At 72.6% G+C, this 21,885-nt stretch carries 21 protein-coding genes; 9 read left to right on the forward strand and 12 right to left on the reverse strand.

Going from position 1 to position 21,885, the window contains the following annotated elements:
- Positions 1–129: 129 nt before the first annotated feature.
- From IG94_RS0132225 to IG94_RS0132250, 6 genes are all read left to right on the forward strand, one after another.
- Positions 130–888 carry a GntR family transcriptional regulator gene (locus tag IG94_RS0132225; RefSeq protein WP_031045481.1) on the forward strand — a complete coding sequence of 253 codons (759 nt, stop codon included), beginning with the start codon at positions 130–132 and terminating at the stop codon, positions 886–888.
- A 110-nt stretch (positions 889–998) separates the two neighbouring features.
- Positions 999–1,550, forward strand: a complete 552-nt coding sequence (locus IG94_RS0132230; protein ID WP_031045483.1) for a hypothetical protein — start codon at positions 999–1,001, stop codon at positions 1,548–1,550.
- A 302-nt stretch (positions 1,551–1,852) separates the two neighbouring features.
- Positions 1,853–2,131, forward strand: a complete 279-nt coding sequence (locus IG94_RS0132235) for a hypothetical protein (protein ID WP_031045485.1) — start codon at positions 1,853–1,855, stop codon at positions 2,129–2,131.
- 103 nt (positions 2,132–2,234) lie between these two features.
- Positions 2,235–2,825 (forward strand): TetR/AcrR family transcriptional regulator, encoded by a 591-nt coding sequence (locus IG94_RS43205; protein WP_031045488.1) that lies wholly within the window; start codon positions 2,235–2,237, stop codon positions 2,823–2,825.
- Positions 2,826–2,881: 56 nt separating this feature from the next.
- Positions 2,882–3,964: an NADP-dependent oxidoreductase gene (locus IG94_RS0132245; RefSeq protein ID WP_063763425.1), complete on the forward strand. Its 1,083-nt coding sequence runs from the start codon at positions 2,882–2,884 to the stop codon at positions 3,962–3,964.
- 60 nt (positions 3,965–4,024) lie between these two features.
- Positions 4,025–5,785, forward strand: coding sequence for an endo-1,4-beta-xylanase (locus IG94_RS0132250; protein WP_031045493.1), 1,761 nt, complete (start codon positions 4,025–4,027; stop codon positions 5,783–5,785).
- An 89-nt stretch (positions 5,786–5,874) separates the two neighbouring features.
- On the opposite strand, the gene IG94_RS0132255 is transcribed toward IG94_RS0132250, so the two are convergent.
- Positions 5,875–7,356, reverse strand: a complete 1,482-nt coding sequence (locus IG94_RS0132255; protein WP_224326454.1) for a S1 family serine peptidase — start codon at positions 7,354–7,356, stop codon at positions 5,875–5,877.
- Between the two features lie 329 nt (positions 7,357–7,685).
- On the opposite strand from IG94_RS0132255, the gene IG94_RS0132260 reads away from it, so the two are divergent.
- On the forward strand, positions 7,686–8,648 hold the full coding sequence (locus IG94_RS0132260) for a phosphotransferase family protein (RefSeq protein ID WP_031045499.1): 963 nt from the start codon (positions 7,686–7,688) through the stop codon (positions 8,646–8,648).
- A gap of 90 nt (positions 8,649–8,738) precedes the next feature.
- Here IG94_RS0132260 and IG94_RS0132265 read toward each other — a convergent pair whose 3' ends face one another.
- The 3 genes from IG94_RS0132265 to IG94_RS0132275 are packed head-to-tail and all read right to left on the reverse strand — an operon-like array spanning position 8,739 to position 11,585.
- Positions 8,739–9,824, reverse strand: a complete 1,086-nt coding sequence (locus tag IG94_RS0132265) for a hypothetical protein (protein ID WP_078892515.1) — start codon at positions 9,822–9,824, stop codon at positions 8,739–8,741.
- Between the two features lie 26 nt (positions 9,825–9,850).
- Complete coding sequence (locus tag IG94_RS0132270; protein WP_031045504.1) at positions 9,851–10,306, reverse strand: VOC family protein; 456 nt, start codon at positions 10,304–10,306, stop codon at positions 9,851–9,853.
- Between the two features lie 49 nt (positions 10,307–10,355).
- A complete protein-coding gene (locus IG94_RS0132275; protein WP_031045506.1) occupies positions 10,356–11,585 on the reverse strand; it encodes an FAD-dependent monooxygenase in 1,230 nt (409 codons plus the stop codon).
- 186 nt (positions 11,586–11,771) lie between these two features.
- Between IG94_RS0132275 and IG94_RS0132280 the strand changes: the two genes are divergently transcribed.
- Positions 11,772–12,743, forward strand: coding sequence for a TetR/AcrR family transcriptional regulator C-terminal domain-containing protein (locus IG94_RS0132280; protein ID WP_031045509.1), 972 nt, complete (start codon positions 11,772–11,774; stop codon positions 12,741–12,743).
- Positions 12,744–12,902: 159 nt separating this feature from the next.
- Here the strand turns inward: IG94_RS0132280 and IG94_RS0132285 are convergent, their stop codons facing one another.
- From IG94_RS0132285 to IG94_RS0132300, 4 genes are all read right to left on the reverse strand, one after another.
- Positions 12,903–13,337 (reverse strand): SgcJ/EcaC family oxidoreductase, encoded by a 435-nt coding sequence (locus IG94_RS0132285; protein WP_031045512.1) that lies wholly within the window; start codon positions 13,335–13,337, stop codon positions 12,903–12,905.
- Positions 13,338–13,340: 3 nt separating this feature from the next.
- Positions 13,341–14,372 carry a helix-turn-helix domain-containing protein gene (locus tag IG94_RS0132290; protein WP_224309939.1) on the reverse strand — a complete coding sequence of 344 codons (1,032 nt, stop codon included), beginning with the start codon at positions 14,370–14,372 and terminating at the stop codon, positions 13,341–13,343.
- A gap of 88 nt (positions 14,373–14,460) precedes the next feature.
- Entirely contained in the window at positions 14,461–16,467 is a 2,007-nt protein-coding gene (locus IG94_RS0132295) for a CocE/NonD family hydrolase (RefSeq protein WP_031045516.1), read from the reverse strand.
- Positions 16,468–16,485: 18 nt separating this feature from the next.
- Positions 16,486–17,988, reverse strand: a complete 1,503-nt coding sequence (locus IG94_RS0132300; RefSeq protein ID WP_211269706.1) for a peptide MFS transporter — start codon at positions 17,986–17,988, stop codon at positions 16,486–16,488.
- A gap of 252 nt (positions 17,989–18,240) precedes the next feature.
- On the opposite strand from IG94_RS0132300, the gene IG94_RS0132305 reads away from it, so the two are divergent.
- Positions 18,241–18,621 (forward strand): VOC family protein, encoded by a 381-nt coding sequence (locus IG94_RS0132305; protein WP_031045521.1) that lies wholly within the window; start codon positions 18,241–18,243, stop codon positions 18,619–18,621.
- A gap of 68 nt (positions 18,622–18,689) precedes the next feature.
- Here IG94_RS0132305 and IG94_RS0132310 read toward each other — a convergent pair whose 3' ends face one another.
- The 4 genes from IG94_RS0132310 to IG94_RS42135 all read right to left on the reverse strand — a co-directional run bounded on the left by IG94_RS0132310 (position 18,690) and on the right by IG94_RS42135 (position 21,769).
- Positions 18,690–19,559, reverse strand: coding sequence for an AraC family transcriptional regulator (locus IG94_RS0132310; RefSeq protein ID WP_031045524.1), 870 nt, complete (start codon positions 19,557–19,559; stop codon positions 18,690–18,692).
- Between the two features lie 76 nt (positions 19,560–19,635).
- Positions 19,636–20,904, reverse strand: a complete 1,269-nt coding sequence (locus IG94_RS0132315) for a lanthionine synthetase LanC family protein (protein ID WP_031045527.1) — start codon at positions 20,902–20,904, stop codon at positions 19,636–19,638.
- Positions 20,905–20,953: 49 nt separating this feature from the next.
- The gene (locus IG94_RS0132320; RefSeq protein WP_043485210.1) at positions 20,954–21,310 is read right to left on the reverse strand and encodes an SCO4225 family membrane protein; all 357 of its coding nucleotides are present in this window, start codon (positions 21,308–21,310) and stop codon (positions 20,954–20,956) included.
- Positions 21,311–21,613: 303 nt separating this feature from the next.
- Positions 21,614–21,769 carry a hypothetical protein gene (locus IG94_RS42135; protein ID WP_164711395.1) on the reverse strand — a complete coding sequence of 52 codons (156 nt, stop codon included), beginning with the start codon at positions 21,767–21,769 and terminating at the stop codon, positions 21,614–21,616.
- Positions 21,770–21,885 lie beyond the last annotated feature (116 nt).

Below are 21,885 nucleotides of genomic sequence, written 5' to 3' on the forward strand. Positions count from 1 at the left end.
TGTCCATGTTGCAAGTCTCACAGCACGGTCAAGCCACCGACCTGTCCCGGTCTCCGATCCGCACGGGGCGGGCGATCACCAATTGAGACAACTTCTAAGGTGTCTAGAGAGGGAGAGGAGACCCGCCGGATGGCCAACACCGGAGACGACCGTCGACCCAAGTACCAGCGGATTGCGGACACGCTGCGCGAGGAGATCCGGTCGGGTGAGTACGGCCCCGGTGATCGGCTCCCGGGAGAGAACGACCTCATGGCCGTGCACGGCGTGGCCCGCATGACGGCTCGCCAAGCTCTGGGCGTCCTGCGGGACGAAGGCGTCGCTGAAGCCCGCAAGGGCGCCGGCGTGTTCGTCCGGGAGTTCCGCCCGCTCCGGCGCCGGGGCATCCAGCGCCTGGCCCAACAGCACTGGGGCAACGGGCGGTCCATCTGGTCGGCCGACATCGAGGACCGCTCACTTCAGGTGGACCAGGTCTCCGTGTCCGAGGAAGCCGCGCCCGACGGTGTCGGTGCGGTCCTGGATCTGGCCGACGGGGAGACGGTGTGTGTCCGGCGGAGGCGCTTCGTTCTCGACGGCAAGTCCGTTCTGCTCGCGACGAGTTACCTGCCCACCTCGCTCGTCGCCGGGTCCGCGGTCACCGAGGAGGACACGGGCCGGGGCGGGACGTACGCCAGGCTCGCGGAACTCGGCCACAAGCCGCTGCGCTTCCGCGAGGAAGTCCGCTCCCGTATGCCGTCGAAGGATGAGGCGGACCAGTTGAGCATGTCCGCGGGCACCCCGGTCATCCTCGTCTGCCGCACCGCGTACACGGGCGAGGGCCGTGCCGTCGAAGTCAACGAAATGACGTTGGACGCCGCCTCGTACATCCTGGAGTACGACTTCGAGGCGTGAGCCGGGTGGGACCGGGGAGTTGTCGAGGCGCGCCGTTCGAGTGCGGTTTCACCGCGTCCGGGACCGGTCCCGGACGCGGTGTACAAGCATGGGTGCGCCATGAACAGCCGTTGGCTCTGAACCACGCGGGGGACCTCATGCGCCGGAAACCATGTGCGCGGCCGGGCGCCGTCGCCCTGCTCCTCGCCCCCGGTGCGGCGCTGCTGCTGGCGGGGTGCGGGAGCGGCGGCACGGGCGAGGCCGCCGCCGATCGGCCGACCGCGTCACCGACGTCGGAGAGTCCCACGGCGCAGGCACCGGCGCCGGACGCCACGCGCGCCGGCGGCCCCAGTGCTTCGTCTCCCTCCGCCGATGCCGACCTCCCGGTGGATCCCGGCCCCGATCCCGGTGGGGGCGCGGGCAGCGCCGTCGACGAGGCGTTCGGCGCCGCTCGTAGCGCCGCTTTGCAGAGCGGCCTGCGGTATATCGATCCGGCGCTGGGTACGCCCGAGGGTCTGGCCGGGGCTGATGCCAAGGCCGACGCCCAGTGCGCTGACCTCCGGCGCAACGTCGCCGACCCGGACCGGCACGCCGCGCAGCGGTTCAGCGTCGGGAACCACAAGGTGACCGAGGCCGACGGCAAGCGGATCAACACGTTGTTGCGCAACACGTACTGCGGTTGATGTCCCCGCACCCGGCGACAGGTGCGGCGCGAGTCCGCCGGGAGGGGTCCCGTCCGGGGCGGGGTTCCATGGCGTCCATGATGCGTAGGACTCCTTCGACTGCCGTTGCTGCCGTTGGTGTCGCCGCCGTGTGCGCCCTTCTCACCTCGTGTTCCCCGGAGTCCGCGGACGGGCACTCCGCCGAGAGCCGACCCGGCAGGTCCGGCGCCGAGTCGCCGGTGTCCGGCGGCAGGGAGGCGGCGCCGCCGTCGTCCTCGCCGGCCGGGCCGTGTGCTGACGGGACGTGCGAGGTCGAGGTCGCCGTGGGGGACGTTGTGACCGTGCCGGAGGCGTACGGGCTCGGGCCGATCGAGGTGACGGCGGTCAACGGCGACTCGGTCGAGTTGGTCGCGCCGCTCACGGGGTCGGGCTTCGGCGTCGCCGGTTGTTCCGGTGGCGGCGGCACGTCGTCCAACGGCGACGGTGGCGTCACGATGAAGTGCGGCGTGGGACCCGCCGCGACCATCAACGATGCCATGAGCCTGACGGTCGCCGAGATCCGCAGGACCGTCGCCGTCCTCCGTATCGGACCCGCCAAGTGAGGGGCGGGGAGGAGGGAGGGCGCCGCTGAGGTCGGGGCGGGCGGATGACGCGGGCGGGATGAATACGGTGTCGTATTCGGATACGGCTTGGTATTCTACTCGGGTGACGAAGCGACTCACCCGCGTCGAGCGGCGGGAACGGACGCGGGTCGAGCTGGTCGAGGCTGCGATCGGGCTCTTCGCCGCCCATGGGGTGTCGAGCGTGTCGGTCGAGGCGGTCGCCGAGGAGGCGGGCTACAGCCGCGGGGCCTACCACAGCAACTTCTCGGGACGTGACGAACTGCTCGCCGCCGTCGTCCAGGTCGTGGTGAGCGACCTGGGTGCGGAGCTGCGGCGGCGGACGGACGCGGAGGAGCGCGCGGTCGCGAAGCTCTCCGGGTACATCCGTACCTTCGCGGCCTACTGCGCGCGCGAGCCGGGCCGGACCCGGGCCCTCGTCGCGGTCGTCTCGTACCGGACGACGGCCGGCGGCCCGGACTACGACTCGATGGTGGACGAGTCGCTCGGGGACCTGATCGACATCTTCGAGTACGGGCAGGAGCGCGGCGAGATGCGTCGCTTCGACCGGGTGGTGATGGCCCGGCTGCTGCGCCGGGCCCTCGACGGCGAGGCGGTGCGCATCGCTGCCGAGGGCGCCGCGAGTGCCATCGCCGACGAGCTCGTCGCGAACTTCGTGCACGCCACCCGTGCTTGACCGGCATGACCGGACCGCATACGCACGCCCCAGACACCCGAGAGGAAGCGGAAACCATGGTGCCGACCCGCAACCGTCGCCTCGTCCTGCGTCGACGCCCGACCGGCCGTATCGCCCCGGACACGTTCGGGGTGGAGACGGAGCCGATCGGACCGTTGGCCGACGGGGAGGCTCTGGTCGAGGTCGCCTGGCTCGGGATCGACGCCACCCAGCGGACCTGGCTCAACCCGGCCTCCACCTACATCGACTCCGTCGGCGTCGGAGAGGTCATGCGGGGTGCGGGCGTCGGCCGCGTGGTCGCCTCCCGCGACCCGGGGCTGGCCGAGGGGCAGTGGGTCTACGGCACGCTCGGCTGGCAGGAGTACGCCGTGGCCCGGGGAGAGGGGCTGTTCGGCGTCAACCCGGTGCCGCCCGGCGTGGATCCCCGGCACATGCTCAGCGTGTTCGGGGTCAGCGGGCTGACCGCGTACATCGGGATCGAGCGGGTGCTGCGGGTGACCGAGGACGACGTCGTCCTCGTCACGGCCGCGGCCGGCAGTGTGGGGTCCCTGGCGGGACAGATCGCCAAGCTGCGCGGTGCGCGGGTGATCGGCACCGCCGGGAGCGCAAGCAAGGTGGACTGGGTCCGGGACGTCGCCGGTTTCGACTGCGTCGACTACCACGACGACGTCGGCAAGGCGCTCGGTGCCTTCGCGCCCGACGGCGTGACCGCGGTCTTCGACAACGTCGGCGGCCCGCTGCTGGAGACCGCACTCGACCACCTCGCACTCCACGCACGGATCGCGCTCTGCGGCTCGGTCTCGTCCGGGTACACCGCGTCCGGCTACGGACGCGGCCCGGCGAACTACATGCAACTCGCCTTCAGGCGGGCGCGGATGGAAGGCTTCATCTTCCTCGACCATGTGGCGGACTTCCCGGCCGCGTTCGGCGACCTGGCGGGTTGGGTCGGTGCCGGTCGGCTGCGGTGGGCGGAAGACGTCGTCGACGGTCTCGACGCGGCCCCGGCGGCACTTCAGGGCCTCTTCGACGGGACCAACCTCGGCAAACGCCTGGTCCGCGTCGGTGCCGGCGCCGGTCCCGGCCCGCTCCGCCGCACGAGCCGGGACGTGCCGCACCAGGACGCCGTACCTCGCGTGTGATGAACTGTGGCCCGGTTTCGAGACGTTGATCTCGTCTCGAACAAGGGAGTGAGAGGGACCGTGGGCCTTGGTGGGGGGACGTGGCAGCGGCTGACCGCCGTGGTGCTCGTCATGGCGGTGGCGGCCGGGTGCACGGCGCAGGGCGAAGACGCGGGCGGCGCAAACGACGAAGACCTGCTGCGGAACCACGACTGGACGCAGATGCCGGGCACCACCGCGCGGAACGGCATCCTGCGGGTCGGCGCTTTGGATCGGCGCATCGTGGAGCAGGACTCCTCCGGCGGCCGGCCCAACCCTCCGCTGAACCTGGCCGGCCCGCATCTCAGGTCCGACGGCGACTTCACCGTCACCGCGCGCATGTCGGGTGTGGGCGACGACGGCGGCGGCTCATGGCTGCGGTTGTACGGACGTGTACCGGTCATCTACGACGAGTGGCGGCAGGAGCGGCCCTCACTCCGCGTCGGCGTGACCGCCGACGGACAGGTGGAGGTGCAGATATGGGACGGTGAGGGCGATGAGCCGGCCACCTCCAAGGCTTTCGACTGCGGCTGCTCCGGGACGGTGACGCTCGCCGTGTCGAGCATCGGTGACACCTTCCGCGTGGCAGCCGACGGGCGGCGGCTGGGAACCGTGCAGGACCCGGGGGTGTTTGCCGAGGGCACTGTCTGGTTCGGTCTGGAGGCCGACGTGGAGGCGGACGCGGAGGCGGGCGAGGACGAGCGCCGCGAGGGGTGGCGTCTGACGCGGCTGACCGCGCGGGCGGAGAGCGGCGACTCGCTCCGCGTGATCAAGGCGCCGCAGCTGCGCCAGGAGCGGTCCGACGACTCGCTGCGTGCGCGGGCCGCGGACGTGGGGCGGCCGTTCGACGTCGGCACTGCCCTGGCCGAGAACCCGCTGCTCACCGATTCACGCTACCGGGCGCTCGCGGGAAGCCAGTTCTCCATGCTCACTCCGGAGAACGCGTTCAAGCCGCAGTTCCTCCACCCACGCCGGGGCGTATACGACTACCGCGACGCGGACCTCCTCGTACGCTTCGCCCGCGCGAACGACATGAAGGTGCACGCGCACACCCTCGTCTGGCACGAGGCTCTGCCCGACTGGATGCGGGAGAACGACGACCCCGAGGAGGTGCGCCGGACCATGCTCCGGCACATCGCCGGGGTCGCCGGGCACTTCAAGGGAAAGGTCGCGGAATGGGATGTGGTCAACGAGCCCATGTCCGACGACGAGAAGAGCTACACCGACGGGGACCTCGGTCTGCGCTCCGAGCAGAGCCCGTGGTTCGAGGCCATGGGCGAGGAGTACATCGACGAGGCGTTCAGGGCCGCCCACCGGGCCGATCCGAAGGCACGGCTGTTCCTCAACGAGTACGGCATCGAGGAGGAAGGCGAGCGGTGGGACGCCCTTTACGACCTGGTCGAGCGGCTCAAGGAACGCGGCGTACCGATCGACGGCGTGGGTTTCCAGAACCATGAGTACGCACCCGGCGACCGCATCGACCCGGAGACCTTCCGCAGCCATGTGCGGGACCTGGCGGAACTCGGCGTTCAGGCGCGGGTGTCGGAGATGGACGTCCCCGTAGGTGAGGACGAGGAGGACGGGCAGCAGACCCAGGCCGACGAGATGGCGGGCAAGTTGCGGGTCTGCCTGGAGGAGCCGAACTGCACCTCGTTCTCCACCTGGGGATTCACCGACCGGTACGGTTCCACCGCCGACATCAGGACCTATCCTCCGCGCACGGCCGATTCCCTGCCGTGGGACGCGGCCCTGCGGCCGAAGCCGGCGTACGAGCGCCTGCTCGAGACCTTCGACGAGGCGTGAGGGATCAAGGTGCGCCCAGGCCGGCCGGCCCCGCGCGTCGCTCCGCCGTGCCTGTGCCGGGGCCGGCTCGCCGGTGAGGGTGGAGCGGGTCAGGGTTCGCGGGTCCGGAGGCCGCTGTGCGTGGCACCGGTGAGGGTGCAGCCCTGACGGGACAGGTCCAGCTTCGATCCCTCGGCCAGGCAGTCCGTGATCATGTGCACCTGCTGGCCGTAGCTGCGACCCTGGTGGGAGGTTACTTCTCCGTCCGGGCCCACCTCGTAGGGGTTGTTGTCGGTGCACTGCTCGCCGTTGTCGTTGTGGGTGTTGTGGATACCCACGACCGTGTCCCCGTCAGGAGCCAGCAGCGCCGAACCGGAGTCGCCGTGCCAGGGGGCGCAGTCGTCGCTGGTGGCATAGCGGATCGAGTTGTCCAGCTGGTAGCCGCCCTCCCGCAGGTGCGGCACCACGGCCTCGGCGGTGCAGTGGTGGCGGGTGCCGAGGGACGCCACGGTCAGCGGGTCGCCCGCACGCACGGAGGTGGAGGTGAGGCGGAAGACTTTCGCGCCCTCGGTCGCCAACTGCGCGTAGGTCTTGTCCAGGCGGTACAGCGCGATGTCGGTGCCGGTGATCGTCGCGTACATCAGCCGCTTCGTACGGGCGGTGGTCTGCGGATAGCCCTGGCGGTCGGCGATCTGCACCTCGCGGTCGGCCGGCCGGTCCACTGCAGCGGTTCCGGGCGCGGGCCACTGCCCCTGCACGCAGTGGCCGTTGGTCAGCAACAGTGCCGGGTCCTGCGGCCGGGAGGCGGGAGTGCGGACCACTGATCCCGCACAGCCGCTCAGGTCCACCGTGCCCTCCATGTCCGGGATCGGATCATCGGGCGGCACGTCGGTGCCCGTGATGATGCCGTTGATCCAGTCGGCGTGCTTGGTGACATCGGAGTACAGCGTCTTGCCGCTCGCGTCGGGGCCACTGACGACACCGGCCACGGACCACTGGCCGCCGTCGCGGACCAGCGCGGGCCCGCCGGAGTCCATGTTCGACGCGGCGACGCTGCCGTCGCGGCTGCCGATGCACAACTCTCCGCCGGGCGCGGCCGACGGACACGTCGAGATCGGTTGCACTACGGTGTCGGCCTCCCGCAGCCGCGTGGGGAAACACGCCGCGTCGTCGGTGTCGTCGCAGGTCATGCCCCAGCCCATGATGCGGACGGGCGTCCCGTCCGGCGGCGTGGTCGAGGCGATCCGCACCGGCTTGGCCCGAACCGGAGTCCGCAGGTGCATCAACGCGAGGTCGCGGCCCCAGAACCCTCCCTCGTCGTGACTGGTCGCCAGCCGGTAGTAGTGATCGACCTCGGCGACCTCGCCGCCGGACGTGGTGTCCAGTGACCCGACCCGGACCTTCCAGCCGCGCGGGACACCCGCCTTCGCGCCGGTCGGGTTCCTGCCGGCGCAGTGGCTGGCGGTCAGGACCCACTGCGGTGCGAGGACCTCCACCCCGCAGCCGTGCCGGTCCGCGCGCGGCGGGGCGGGGTAGGACGGCTGGAACGAACCCATGAACGAGTAGGCCCGGGTGGACTCGGTGCCACCCACAACGGCCTGCGCGGATAAGGGTGTGAGCAGGGTCGCGGCAAGCGCGATCCCCGTCGTGAGGGCGGCGGCCGCCCTTCGGCCTGACGACATGTGCATGAGTGGCTCCCTCGCGTCTGCCGCCGGCCATCACTGCGGCGGGCTGGTGCGGGCTGGTGCGGCGGACGACAGCCGGCCGTCCCGCCCGGCACCGAGCCTGGTCCCAGCGGCTCTCCGCAAGGTCTCCACCACGTATCAGGCGCGGCGCGGCAGCCGCTCAGTTGCGTATCAGCGTGTCCGGAAACGGCCTGGTGATCGTGCGCATGGGAGTTGGGGGATGGTGAGGTTGTCCGGTGAGCAATCATGAGGAGGAGGCGGTCGTCCGGCCGTTGACACTGGCCTGGGTCCGTCGGCAACTGGATGCCGGTGAGCGGATCGTGGGAGTCGACGCGCTGCACGGCGGGGTCACCGCCGAGATGCGGAGACTGACGATCCGTACCCGTGACGGAGGTACCCGTCGCCTGGTGCTGAGGTCTTTCGTCGACCCCTTCTATCTGAGGCACGCCGAGGACTCGTTGAACAGGGAGGCCGACGCACTGACCCAGCTGGCCGGGACCGGCGTCACGGCACCGGGACTGATCGCGGCTGATCCGATTGCGGAGTACTGCGAGTATCCGTCGCTCCTGATGACGCATCTGCCGGGCCGGACCGTGCTCGCCGATGCCGGGCTGGAGGATCGCGTGCATCAACTGGCGTGCCAACTCGTGGCCGTTCAGGCCCTGCGGCCCGCCGTGCGGCCGCCGGAGTACACGGCGTTGACGACGGCCGACACGGTCGTCCCTCCGCAGTGTGCCGACGCGGCGGTGTGGGCTGCGGCGATCGACGTGATCCGGAAGCCGAGGCCGGCCTACGAAGGGCGGTTCCTGCACCGGGACTTCCAGCCCGGCAACGTGCTGTTCGACGTCGCGTCCGCCGGAACGGCAGGGTCCCGCATCACAGGAGTCGTCGACTGGGCGTCGGTCTCCTGGGGGCCGGTCGATCTCGACGTGGCGCACTGTGCGGCGATCCTCGCGGTGTTGCACGGGCCGGCGTGGGGGCTGCGGTTCTCCGGAGCGTACGAGGAGGCCGGCGGGGTGCTGGCCGCGGCTCGGAGCGAGCGGCTGTACTGGCAGGTGCGGGACGCGCTGGCGTGCTCGGAGGAGGTGCGGCAGCTGGCGCGGGCGTGGCGCGAGGTGGGAAGGAGCGACCTGACGGCGGGGGTCGTGGAGGGGCGGTTGGACGCCTATGTCACGGTCCTGATGGACGCGCTGTCCTGATCGCCGGTACTCGGGAGCGCAAGCCCTGCTGCGGCCGCACATGTCCGTGCGGTCGGTACGGAGGGGCTCTCCGTACCGACCGCCGGGACATCAGGCGCCGGCGGCCCCCGGTACCGCCCCCTCCCCGCGTCGTACCTGACGGGACAGGGCCCTCAGGGCGAGCAGTTCCAGGGCGAGGGTGAGGGCGCCGAGCAGGGCGCTCGTCCAGGAGCCCGGCATCATGAACGCCGTGTGGGAGACGAGGATCCCGCCGAGCAGCCAGAGGCGGTGGCGGTCGGTCCAGTTGGCCGCCGTTCGCCAGCGGGCGGCGAGCCAGGCGAACGGGACCGCCGTCATCGCCGCGGCGATCAGCCGGAACGGCTGCGACATCGCGTCGCCGAAGAGCAGGTCCCCGCCCAGGCCCAGCGGCAGCAGCGTGGTCAGGAACGCCATCGTCAGGTAGAGGGAGATGAAGCCCACGAGGGGTGGGCGCGGTGCCTGGCGGTTGCCCCGGGCCGCCGTGTCACGCGGGCGGCGGCGGGGGAGTACGCGCAGGGCGAGCCAGGCGAGGACGGCGATGGCCGCCACGTAGGCGAGTGTCCAGGCCGGCGGGGTGCGGTAACCCGGGTCCTCCGTCGCCGAGATGAAGACGCGCAGGCCGACGACGCCGAGGACCGCCAGGGCGCCGGTGATGGCCAGGCCGCCGGTGCGGAGGTAGGGCCGGGCACGCATCGCCGGGAAGAGCAGGTTGGCGATCATGACGGGGAGCAGCACGCTGAGGACCACGTGGACGCCGATCTGGGACTCCCAGTACGTCCAGTTGACGCCGAGGGCGCGCAGGCCCCAGTCGGCGGCGCCGTACATGTCGGGGCTGTTCAGGGCCTGCAGGCCGAGTCCGTCCTCGGCCAGTTGGTAGGCGAGGCCCAGCAGGACGAGGCTCGGCCAGCCGCCGCCGCAGCGGACCACCGCCTCGCGGACGAGCAGGACGCCGGCGCCGTACATCACCAGCAGCAGGGGCAGGAGCACCCAGGTGCTCGGGACGGCGACTGCGGTGAAGGTCAGCTCGGCGCAGAGCGTCGTCAGCAGGGCCAGGGTCCAGGCGGCGCGTACGCGGCCGCGGTTCGGCTCCGCGCGTCCGAGGCGGACGTGCCGCCCGGCTGCCGGGGGACTGGCTGTGGGGGGACTGGTGGGGGTCATGGGTCGCGCCTTCCGTGGGGGAGGTGTCAGGCCTGGGCCGCGCGGGCGTCGATCAGGACCTGGATGTCGATCCTGGTCATGGAGTGGAGGGCGGTGAGGACGCGCTCGGCGGTGGCCGGGTCGGCGTCGCGGAGGAGTTCGCGCAGGTGGGAGGGGTAGACCTGCCAGGTGACGCCAAAGCGGTCGACCAGCGAGCCGCCGGGGCCCTCCTTGCCGCCCTCGGTCAGGCCCGCCCACAGGGCGTCGAGTGCCGACTGGGAGTCGCACTCCGCGTAGAGGGAGATGCCGGGGGTGATGGGGTACTGCGGGCCGCCGTTGTAGGCGACGTAGCGCTGGCCGGAGAGGGTGAAGTCGACGGTGGTGACGTTGCCGTCGGCGTCCCGCTGGACCTCGCCGGTCCCGGAGTCGGCGAACAGCGCCGTGTAGTGGGCCGCGAGGGCCTCGGCCTGGCCGTCGACCCAGAGGAAGGTGCTGACGTTCATGAGGTGCTCCTAATGGTGATGGTGATGGTGGTGGGGTGGGTGGGGCGAGTCAGTGGTGTGCGGGGGTCGTGTAGTCGGCGAGGGTGACCGTGTGGGCCACCGGCTCCAGGCCCCGGCCGGCGATGCGTCTGGGCAGGTACGGCAGGGCCCGCACCGACTGGTTGCGCAGCCACATCTGCCAGGACGAGTCGGGCAGCAGGCCGCCGTCGCCGGAGCTGCGGGCGAACTCCTGCGCCCGGTCGACGAACTGGCGCATCGCCGCCTCGTACGCGGCGAGGGCCGTGCGGTGGTCGCCGTCGGCCCGGGAGAGCTCGCCGGCCAGGACGTACGCGCCGACCAGGGCGAGGCTGGTGCCGATCCCGGACATGGGGGAGGCGCAGTAGGCGGCGTCGCCGACCAGCACGGTCCGGCCGGTGGACCAGGTGTCGAGGTGGACCTGCTCGACCCGGTCGAAGTAGAAGTCGGTCGCGTCCCACATCTTGGCCAGGAGGCCCGGGACTTCCCAGTCGGCGTCCGCGAAGTGGCGGGCCACGACGCGCTTCTGCGCGGCCGTGTCGCGGCGGTCGAAGTCGAGGCCGGGGTCGCGGAAGAAGAACCCCGCCATCGCCCTGCCCGGTTGGGCGAGCGGGCGCAGGGCCGCCGTCCTGCCGGGGCGGCCGGCGCGGCCGGGCAGGGTGTACATCAGCTGGCGGCCGCCGAGGTCGGCGTCCGAGTCGATGGAGTAGAGGGCGATGAAGGAGTTGAGGTCGCGCACGTAGCGGTCGTCCGGGCCGAAGGCCAGGCCGCGGACGGCGGAGTGGACGCCGTCCGCCCCTACGAGCAGGTCGAACCGCCGGGGCTCGGCCTTCTCGAACGTGGCGGTGACGCCGTCCGCGTCCTGGCGCACGCCGGTGATCGCGTCGTCGAAGACGTACTCGACGTCGTCGCGGATCGCGTCGTAGAGGATCCGGGCCAGGTCGGTGCGCAGGAGCGCCCACTCGGCGACGGGGCCGCCGGAGGGGCCGAACACGTCGAGGTTCATGGTGGCCACCGCCTTGCCCTTCGCGTTGACCCAGGCCATGCCGCGGTTGCGGATGCGGGCGTCCTGGATCCGCGGGACCAGGCCCATGCGTTCGATCACCTGGCGCGCGGTGCCGCGGATGTCGATTCCGTGGCCGCCCGTGCGAGGGGCGGGGGCGCGTTCCACCACGGTCGGGCGGAAGCCGTACCGGCGCAGCCAGTAGGCCAGGGCCGCTCCGGCGATGCCGCCCCCTGACACGAGGATGTCCCTGTTCTCCATCGTCTCCGTCTTCTCCGGTCGTCGTCGATACGTCGTTGTGTGTGCGGTGCTCTGCGTACAACGTATTGACATCGGAGGGCTGGAAAACAGGGTTTTCTGTGAGTGCGTGTACTAGTTCACGCGGTGAAGTGGACTAGTACACTGGGTCTGCGATCCTGGAGGCGCACCCAGCCAGCGGAGGACCCCGTGCCGTCAGCGCAGCAGCCCGAACCGCCCTACCGTGTGATCGCCGGGGAGATTCGCTCCCGGATCGTCGGCGGTGACCTCCGCCCCGGTGACCGGGTGCCGTCCATCCGGGCCATCGCGCAGCGGTGGGGGGTCGCGATCGCGACCGCCACCAAGGTGACGGCCGTCCTGCGGGACGAGGGGCTCGTCGAGGCGAGCGTCGGGTCCGGCACGGTGGTCAGCGCGCGGGCCGGGCGGCAGCCGGCTCCCTCGGCGGACCGGGGTGCCGGGCCGGTCGCGCGGGGCGCCGAGACACCCGACCAGCAGGCGCTGCGGCTGCGCATCCTGCGGACCGCCGTCGAACTCGCCGACACCGACGGGCTCCAGGCCCTGACGATGCGCCGGCTCGCGGCCGAGCTCGACCTCGGTCCGATGTCCCTGTACCGGTACGTCGCGGGCAAGGAGGAACTGCTGACGCAGATGGCCGACCTCGTCTTCGGCGACCTCGGCCTGCCCGAGGAGGGGCCGCGGGGGTGGCGCGCCAAGCTCGAACTCGTCGCCCGTCAGCAGTGGCGGCTGTGCCGGCGGCACCTGTGGCTGCCCCACGTCGTGTCGTTCACCCGGCCGGCCCTGGTGCCCAACATGATGGCCCACACCGAATGGACGCTGCGGGCCATGGACGGGCTCGACCTGCCCATGGACGTCCGGCTCCAGGAGACGCTCACCCTGCACGCGCTCGTCATCACCGTGGCGCTGTCCAAGGCCGACGAGGTCCGGGCCGAGCGGAACACCGGGATGACGCTGAACCGCTGGTCCGACAGTCAGCGGACGCGCCGCCGCGAGCTGTTGGAGAGCGGCAGGTTCCCGCTCCTGGCGACCCTGGCGGACGACGCCGCACCCGACCTGGACGTCCTGTTCGAGTACGGGCTCGCCCGCCACCTCGACGGATTCGCCGCCCTGGTCCGTGGTCCGGGCAGTGATCACGGAGGGTAGTGACCGCGGAGGGGCGCACGGTAGTGATCACGGAGGTGACCGCGGAGGCGGTCGCGCCGCTTTGTACACCGGTGGCCACGACCGCGGCTCCGGCGCGGCGGCGTAAGCAGGCGGGGGCGCCGTTGCACGGCGTTCGGCGGCTGGCCGCCCCGGGCTCCGTTACGTGGCCGCCTGGGCGTCCAGGGCCATGGCGGACTCGAGGGAGACCAGACGGGCGTTCTGCAGCGTCGCGATCTCCCAGCGGCCGTTCTGCCGGACCAGCGTGAACAGCTGCAGGAAGTAACGGCTCGGCGGGGGCTCCTCCTCGCCGGCCATCGTCATGCCGAAGCGGTGGTGCACCACGGCGCAGTCCGGCGCGACGACCCGGGCGAAGTGCACCTCGCCGTGCACGAGCCGGGAGCCCTTCAGCACCGTGTCGAAGACCGGCTGCTGGGCGGCGATGACCGTGTCCCGTCCCTTGTGGACGGTGCCCTCGAAATCGACGAGTTCGGCGTCCTGCGCGAAGTCCGCGGCGAACGCGGCCGCGTCACCACGGTTCCACCCCTCGATCATTCGGGCGGGGACGGCACGCAGGGTGTCGAGTGACGGGGTCATGGTTCAGAGCCCTTTCCGCTTCGTGGCTTTCCGGTCACCATCCTCGCGGGCCCCGACGAGGCGGTCATTGACGATCGGCGCACCGTCGTTGGACACGCGTGCCCGCGGGCTGTGTCCGTAAGTGGCCTTGAAGAGGCGGCTGAAGTGCGCCGGGTCCGTGAAACCCCAGGAGGCGGCCACCGCGGCGACCGTGGTGTCCCTCCGGGCCAGATCCGCGCGGCACCGCTCCAGGCGCCGTCGGCGGATCAGCGCGGCGACCGTCAGGGGCTGGTCCTGGAAGAGCTTGTGCAGCCGGCGCACCGACACGTGGTGCGCCGCCGCCACCTTGGCCGGGGTGAGATCCCGGTCGGACAGTCTCGCCTCGATGTAGCCGACGACTCTCGTGCGCAGCACCTCGTCCTCGACCGGGCGGACGTCGCCCAGGCGGGACGCGAGCGTCACCGCGACCAGTTCGATCACCGCTGCCGCCGACCGGTCCGCCTCGTGCGCGCGGAAGCCGTCCACGGTCCGCGTCATGTCCCGTACGAGCGAGGACACCAGAGCGCCGGGCCCCCGGCTGCCGGGGATTCCCACGCCGACCAGCCGTGCCGCCTCGTCCGCGCCGAGCCGCAGCAGGTGCCGCGGCATCAGCATGGTCACGTGGGTGGTCGCGGAACTGGCGAACCGCACCGGCCGTACCGGGTCGATGAGGACCAGGTCCATGGGGCCCAGCACGGCGGTTCTGCCGCCCTGCTCGGCCCGCACCTGCCCCCGCAGCACCACCTCGACCTGCCACAGCCCGCTGTCGCGGGCACGTGCCGAGCGGGCGTCGCGGAAGCACTCGCCCTGCGGGGTCACCAGTTCGGTCAGCCGCAAGGGGCCCAGGGCGCGGTTCGCCACGTCGGCGCGGAAGCCCTCGCCCGGATGCCTGCCACCGCGCAGCGGCGGCAGGTCGCTGCGCTCAAGGGTCTCCAGAAAGCCCTCGGCGCTTTCCACTCGGCCACCGCGGGCCTCGGCCTGCGCGTCGCCGCTCGGCCGCGGCCCGTCACCGTCCATCAGGGCAGTGTCCCACCCGGCCGGGTCCCCTTCCAGGCCGGAGAGCCCGCATCGGCCCGGGTGAGGACGCCCGCCCGGGCCGACCGGCTCAGCCGGCCGTACGCGGGATGCGCCGCTCCCAGGTGCGGTGGAACAGGACCTCGTCGCCCTCCGTGCACGTGACCTCGTTCGAGGTGACGAAGTGCGTGGCGTCGCAGGTGATCTCGGAACGGGTGCGGACCCGGGCGTCCCAGCCGAGGTCCGGGCGGTGCAGTCGGACGGCCCAGTCCGAGCGGGTGCGGGCCGAGAGGGGGTCCGACTCCTGGATCGTGTACGTCTCCAGCGCGTCCTCGGTGAACTCCAGACCGTCGGGGTACACGCGCGTGCCGCCGTAGCGCGGGTCGACGTCCAGGCGCCAGGTGCCCTCGGCGACGTCGCGGGTCAGCAGGCGCTCGGGGCGGGGGGACGCGTGCGGGGCGGCGGGCGTGCGGACGTCGAGGGGCGGGGACTGCTCCGGGGCGGCGAAGGTGATGCCGTCGGTGTCCCCGGGCGAACGGGGCGCGCGGACCGGGAGTTCCAGGGTGCTGCCCGCCGGGTCCAGGGTGAAGCCCGCCTCCGAGCCCGGCTGGGGCCAGATCCACGGCCAGTACGCCGAGGAGACGGCGAGGCGGATGCGGTGGCCGGGTGGGAAGGTGTGGCCGATGCCGTTGAGGTCGAAGGCGACCTCCTCGGTGGTGCCGGCGGTCCAGGGCACCGCCCGGTCGCGGCCGTGGCGGGCGGAGAGGTTGAGGACGCCTCGGGTGACCAGGGTCGACGAGCCGTCCGGGGCCACGTCGCAGAGGCGGGCGATCACCTGGCCGCGCGCCGCCTCCGAGTGCACCCGCAGCCGCACCCGCGGCCGGCCCAGGATCGAGGTCTCCGCGTCCGCGTCGAAGTCGAAGCAGGCCGAACGGGCGTCCTCCTCCCGCTGGTCCGGCGGCAGGTCGGCGTCGTTGCCGAACGGGAAGAAGCGGCCCGCGTCGACGCCGGTGTGCTGCGGGGAGCGGACCGGGACCGGGCGGCCCCGGAGGGCCAGGGGGGTCGTGGTGACGTTGGGGGAGGGCCAGGACGGCTCGCCCACCCAGCGGCCGGGAAGGGTGTCGTAGACCGTGGCCGGGGGGTGGGAGTCGTTGAGGTAGGCACGGAGGAGGGGGTCCTCCCGTACGCCGGTGTCCTCGCCCTTGAGCCAGTGGTCCCACCAGCGCAGGGTCTCCTGGAGGAAGCCGATCGCCGGGCCCGGGGGCAGGCCGCGGTCCGGGTACTGGTGGGACCAGGGGCCGATCAGGCCGCGGACGCGGTCGGCGGGCAGGTTCTCCAGGAGGCGGAACACCGTGTCGCGGTACGGGTCGTGCCAGCCGCCCACCGCGAGGACCGCCGCGTCGATCCTGCCGTAGTCCTCGCAGGCGCTGCCGTGGCGCCAGTAGGCGTCGCGGGTCTGGTGGTCCAGCCAGGTGTGGATGAAGGGGTCCAGCTGCTCCAGGCGGTCGCGCCACATGTCCCGCCAGCCCTCGCCGGCGTACCGGGGGTCCGGCGGGCGGGAGGCGAAGGCGAGCATCGTCGACGCCCAGGCGTGCATGTCGACGGCGAGGACGGAGCCGCCCATGTAGTGCACGTCGTTGTCGTAGCGGTCGTCGGTGGAGCAGACGGTGACGATCGCCTTCAGCGGCTCGGGGGCGAGGCCGGCGATCTGGAGGGAGTTGAAGCCGCCCCAGGAGATGCCGAACATGCCGACCCGGCCGTTGCACCAGGGCTGCCGCGCCAGCCACTCGATCACCGCGACGCCGTCGGCCAGCTCCGCCGCCGAGTACTCGTCGCCCGGCGCGCCCCCGCTGTTGCCGTGGCCCCGCACGTCCACGCGCACGGAGGCGTAGCCGTGGCCCGCGTAGTAGGGATGGCGCTGGGCGTCGCGGGGGGCGGTCCAGTCGGACAGCCGGTAGGGGAGGTACTCGAGGAGGGCGGGTACGGGGTCCTCGGTCACCGGGCGCCACACGCGGGCGTACAGGAGGGTGCCGTCGGGGAGCGGGATGCGGACGTCTTCGCAGGTGACGGAGTGGGGAAAGGTGGTGCGGATGTGCATGAGGGGGTTCCAGAAGCTTCAGTGGACGGGGTGCATGGTGCGGCGCAGGTACGGGGCGGCGGCCATCACGGCGAGGCCCGCGGCCACCGCGATCGCGCCGTTCACGCCGAAGTAGGCCGGCTGGGAGACGTGGTCGTAGAGCTTGACGGTCTGGGCCTGGATGCCGTTGGCGAGGGCCAGCGACAGGAACCACAGGGACATGGTCTGGCTGGAGAACGCGGTCGGCGCGAGCTTGGTGGTGGCCGACATGCCGGACGTCTCCAGGACGATGTCGCCGAGGCCGAGCAGGAGGTACGAGCCGACGATCCACCAGGCCGACATCAGGTGGCCGCCGGAGTCCCCGGAGGTCGGCAGGACCATCAGGAGGAAGGAGAGGCCGCCCAGGACGACGCCGATCGCGATCTTGTTGGACGCGTGCGGCTGCCTGCGGCCCATGCGCACCCACAGGGCGGCGACCACGGGCGCGAGCGCGACCTCGAAGGCACCGAGCGCCGAGGCGTACCAGCTGGCGGGGAAGCCGAAGCCGAGGAGCGTCGTCTCGGCGTCCGTCGAGGCCAGCAGCATCATCGTCGAGTACGCCTGGAACAGGATGTAGTTGAAGACGGTGGAGGCCAGGAAGATCACCACGTACGGCTTCAGCCTGCCGCGCTCCTGTGACGTGACCCGGGGGCTGGCGAACATCACCGCGAAGTAGGCCACCGGGGCGAGCACCGATATCAGGGTCAGCAGGTCGACGAAGCGGCTCATGGTGAGCCACCCGGCGAGTGCGAGCACCGTGGCGACGACGGCCACGGCGACGACGCCGGCGGCGATCAGGCGGACCGCGCGGCGCATCGCGTCCGGCGCGAGCGCGAACTCGGCCGCGTGCCGGCGGCCGGCGAGGTGGCGGCGGCCCAGCACGTACTGGGCGAGGCCGAGGGTCATGCCGACCGCGGCCGCCGAGAAGCCCCAGTGCCAGCCCTGGTGGTCGCTGAGCCAGCCGGTGACCAGCGGTCCCGCGAAGGCGCCGATGTTGATCGCCATGTAGTAGACGGCGAACCCGGCGTCCCGGCGCTCGTCGTCGGTGCGGTAGAGCTTGCCGACCATGGTGGCCGCGTTGGGCTTGAGCAGGCCGGTGCCCGCGCTGATCAGGCCGAGGCCGATCCAGGTCGTGGCGCCCGCCGGGACGGCCATGGCGTAGTGGCCGCAGGCGATCAGGATGCCGCCCCACAGCACCGCGCGGTACGAGCCGAGGATGCGGTCGGCGAGCCAGCCGCCGGCGACGGAGACCAGGTAGACCAGGGTGCCGTAGGCGGCGGAGACCGACGCGGCCGTGCCGGCCGCCATGCCCAGGCCGCCGTTCGCGACCGTGTCCGCGAAGTACAGGACGAGGATCGCCTGCATGCCGAGGAACGAGAACCGCTCCCACACCTCCAGTCCGGAGAGGGTGAGCAGGCCTCGGGGCTGGCCGAAGAAGGCGGCGTCGTCCCCGGAGGGGGGCGGGCCGTCGGGCTGTGCGTTCTTCACGTCGGTTTGGGACACTTGGCGATGCTTTCCAGCCACTCGGCTGATAACCCGCTTACCCGAGTGATCCGGCCCACGTCCACCGGGGCGGCAGGGCGGCCCTCCCCAGCCGCCGGTTCGGGGCCCGCCGACCCTCCCCGTTCCGGCCCGTCGGCCCCCGGTTCGGGCCCGTCGAGAACCCGTCGCGCCCGCCCGTCCCGCCGGGTACGGTCACCAGCGCGTTCCGGGCGGGCGCTCCCCTCCGCCCCACGAGGAGAGCAGGTCCCGTCCATGGCATGTCGTATCGGTGAGCTCGTGCTCGGTTGCCGCGACCCCGAGGTGCTGGCGCGATTCTGGTGCGAGGTGCTGGACTTCGTCGTGCTCGACCGCGAGGGGAACGAGTTCTTCGAGATCGGGCCGCGCGAGGGGTTCGGCGGGCCGCAGCCGACGATCATCCTCAGCCGCCGGGACGAGCCCGAGCCCGGGAAGACCCGGCTGCACATCGACGTCAACCCCACCGACCGCGATCAGGAGGCCGAACTCGAACGCCTCCTCGCACTCGGGGCACGCCCGGCCGACATCGGCCAGACCGGCGAGGAGCAGTGGCACGTCCTCGCCGATCCGGAGGGCAACGAGTTCTGCCTGCTCAAGGCCCGCCTCAACCCGGTCTGACCGGGGTCGCCGGGGCGGCGGGGGGCATCGGGGTCATCCGGGGCATCGGGGGCCGCCGGCGGACCCGCTCACGCCGGTTCGACCGGCAGCCAGAGCTCGCTCGTCGCCGTCGAGAAGTCCGTCGCGCGCTCCAGGACCGCCACGATCGACGGACCGGGGCGCAGCCGCCACGGGTTGGACGGGAACCACTCGGAGGCGGTCGCCGCCCAGGTCGTCTGCAGGGCGTCCGGGAAGGCACCCGAGCTGCGGAAGACCGCCCACGTGCCGGCCGCCACCTCGATCGCGTCGAGGTCGTCGGGGGCCGGGGTGGCGGCGGAGACGGCGACACCGTGCAGGTAGGTCAGCTCGCTGCCCTCCGCGCTGTCGGGGGCGAGGTCGTCGCAGACCTGGAGCAGTCCCGCCGGGTCGGTGTCGCCGAGGGCCTTCAGGCGGACGTGCGCCTCCCGGGGGAGCGCGGCGACGTGCTCCTGGATGTGCGGGTTGACGCCTTCGTGGATGAGCGGGACGCGGGTGGCGTGGCCGATCAGGCGGAAGGCGGGGCGGTCGGCGAAGCGGGTGTCCATGGGAGTGCTCCCTTCGACGGTCAGGCGGAACCTGAGCTGCGGCTGGGTCCGAAGGGGGCCTCCGTCGCGGCGTACGTCACGCGGAGCGGCGCCGTGCACCGCCCGGAACGCGCGTCCGAACGCCTCCGTCGAGCCGTACCCGTACCGGACGGCGACGCTCAGCAGGTCGTCGCCGCCGCGTACGACGTCGGAGGCGGCGACCGTCATGCGGCGCCTGCGGACGTACTCCGACAGCGGCATGCCCGCCAGCGACGAGAACATCCGGCGCAGGTGGTACCCGGTCGTGCCGAGCGCCGCGGCCAGCGCGGGTACGTCCGGTTCCGCGCCCAGGTGCTCTTCGACGAGGTCGACCAGGTGGTTCAGTGCCGGGATCACGGGACCTCCCTTCCTTTTGCCCTCAACCGTGGCAGGGGTGGGGAGGACGGCGCCCGATCGCAGCGGTCCGGTTCGGTCAGGCGGGCACCGCGGGCTGGTCCGGCCACGTGAAGACGTACCGCGGGCTGCCTCCGCGCGCCACGCGGACGAAGCGGAGCAGCTCGCGCACGATGCCCGCGCCGCCCATCGCCCAGCCGGTCTGCGGCTCCAGGTCGCCCGGGGTGGAACGGTGGTCGAAGTTGGACCAGCGGGTGCCGTCGGCGTCCCGGACGGCGCGGGCGACGAGGTCGGTGACGAGGACGCCGGCGAAGTCGCGCGTGTCCTGGTCGTCCCCCTGCTCGGCGATCCGGTCGCAGGCCAGGGCGAGGACGCCCGCGGTGCCGCAGCAGCGGCCGTTGTTGTCCCAGAAGCCGGGGCGCAGCCGCCGCGGCAGCCCGGAGTGGGTGACCGTGTGCCAGCAGCGGTCGGCGAGAGCGGTCCAGGCGGGGTCGGACGTGACGTCCCGCAGGGCCCGGAAGACCTGGGCGTCGCCCGCCGGGCCGTGGCACCAGCCGTAGCTGACCGGATCGATCACGTCGGGGCGGAACTGGGGAGTGGAGTGCAGAACGAGGAAGCCGTCCGGGCCCGCCTCGTCCCGCGCCACGACATCCCGTACGGCGGTCAGCCCCAGGTCGAGCAGGTCCGTGCGGCCGGTGGCGGCGCCGACCCGGGCGAGGGCCACCGCGATCCCGAGGGTGCCGTGGGAGAGGTGGTGCATGCGGGCGTCGGTGTCCGGGCGGTGGGCCCAGTGGACGCCGTTCGCGGTCCGCTCCGCGGTGCGCAGGTACGGCTCCAGGGCGAGGACGGCCAGCTCCGGGTCGCCGGTCAGGAGGGCGCCCAGGCCGATGCCCGCGTTGCCGCCCATCAGCTCGAAGAGGGAGCCCCAGCGGGTGCCGTCGAAGCGGGACCGGACGAGGGCGAGGGCGCGGTCGGCGGCGGCTCCGGCGGCCGTGTCGCCCAGCTCCTCCTGAAGGACGCGCAGGACCAGGGCCAGGCCGGTGCGGCCGAAGTAGAGGGAGTCGTCGTCGAGGTCGTCGACCCGGGCGGCCAGCTCCCGGGCCGCCCGGAGCGCGGCGTCGGCGTAGGAGTCGTCGCCGAAGTGGCGCCAGGCCTCCAGGAGTACGGGGACGGTGCCGGCCGTGCCGCTGTAGAGCATCGGGTCGAGCGCGTCGTCCGACGGCCCGGCCGGCCAGGCGAGACCGCCCCCGGGAGTCTCCCGCGCGGCGCCGAGCAGCCAGCGCAGCCCGTCCGCCGCGACGTCCTCGACCTCGCCGACCGCCACGTGCGTGGCCTCTGGTGCCGTCATGGGATCACTCTGGCATCCGCGCCCCGGGCGGCCCAGAGGGATCTCGGCCTCAGCCCGCCGCGCTCAGCCGTTCCCGGCGTCCGCCCCGGCGGCCGCGCAGGGAGTGCCACACCGATCCCAGCGCCAGGGACTGGACGAGGGCCGACAGCGCGATGCCGCCGATGTAGAGCCACGTCGGGGCGTCACCGCGCCAGGCCGCCTCGCCGAGCCAGGCGACGAAGCCGAAGGCCGGGAAGGTGAACAGGGCCGGCCAGACCCAGATGAGGGACGCGTCCGGGCCGGTCGCGAAGAGGGGCTGCGCCGCGGCGATCGCCATCGCGCCACCGACCAGGGCCAGGTAGGCCGCCGAGACGCGGTTGGCGACGGTCAGGCGGGTGAGGGCGCGTATGCGGTCGCTCGTCTTCATCAGGTCTCGGTCTCCCGTGGATCGTCGTGGATCGCCTTCGTCCGGCTTCCTGCCGCATCCAGGGTCGGACGGGGAGCCGGTCCGGGGCCTGAGTACCCGTACTCAGGTCGAGCGACGCCGTACCCACGGGCACGTGGTGATGCCCTGCCCACGGCGCGTGGCGATGCCGTACCCACGGGGTGACGGGCCTGCATACGGAGTGCGCGGCGGGCGCGCGTGCCGCGGGTGGCCGGGTGGGTCCGGCCGCCGCGGCACGCACGCCGCGGTACCGCTACCGGGGCGTGCTGCGGCAGCGGTACCGCGTCAGCCGCACTGGCAGGGGCTGCCCGACTGGCAGCCGCAGCCGCAGCCCGAGCCGCAGCCGCACGCGGCGATCAGCGGGAGGCTGCGGATCTCGACGGGCTGTTCGGTGGGACGTTCCTGCGCGGGGTCGGGCTTCGTGCTGGGGGAATCGGCCATGGTTCCTCCTGGAAGCTGGTGCCGGCCTCCATTGCACGCCCCGGGCGGCCGTCGCATCAACGGCGCACTGAGGTGAACGCGCGCCCCCCCCGCTCCGCTCCCGCGCCGGCGGGGGC

It is taken from the genome of Streptomyces olivaceus (assembly GCF_000721235.1).
GTDB lineage: Bacteria > Actinomycetota > Actinomycetes > Streptomycetales > Streptomycetaceae > Streptomyces > Streptomyces olivaceus.